Raw genomic sequence first — 629 nt, 5'->3', positions numbered from 1 at the left:
CCGCTCTATGTCGAGGCATTTCCGATGACGGAATACTCGATGTACGGCGCGGTCCCGCTTCGCACCATCAAGCAGGCGCTGTTGAACCTGAAAGCAGACGGCAGGCTGAACCGTGCCAAGATGGTCGACCTGACGAACTGCACCTTCGACGGCCATATCTACAATACGCGACGGGTCATGGAAGAATGCCTGGCGATCAAGCCGGATCTTATTTTCCTGTGGGACGAAGCGTGGTTCGGATTTGCGCGGTTCTCGCCGTTCCTGCGTCCGCGCACGGCGATGGGGGCCGCCAACGATATCGAGGCGTGGCTCCACGCTCCCCAGTCGGTTGCCGCCTATGAAAAGCAACAGGCCGAACTTGGCGCGACCCCGTCGGACGACACGCTGTTGAACGCGCGTTTGATACCAGACCCGCGCAAGGTGAAGCTACGGGTCTATCAAACGAATTCGACCCACAAGTCGATGTCTGCCCTGCGTCAGGGTTCGATGCTGTTGGTCAAGGATGTCGAGTTCCACACTGTGGAAGCGCAATTTCATGAAGCGGTGTTCACCCACGCCTCGACTAGCCCCAACCAGCAATTGATCGCCAGTCTAGACGTTGCGCGCCGGCAGATGGAGCTGGAGGGCTA

The 629-nt window shown here is 59.0% G+C and carries 1 pseudogene; it reads left to right on the top strand.

The annotated features are described in order from the left end of the window. Positions 1-629, top strand: a pseudogene (locus tag AB4048_RS28935) (decarboxylase); the annotation flags it as partial.

It is taken from the genome of Rhizobium sp. RAF56 (assembly GCF_052113965.1).
Classification (GTDB): Bacteria; Pseudomonadota; Alphaproteobacteria; order Rhizobiales; family Rhizobiaceae; genus Rhizobium.
The sequence above is the reverse complement of the archived record's forward strand: the minus strand, read 5'-3'. Positions and strand labels throughout refer to the sequence as shown.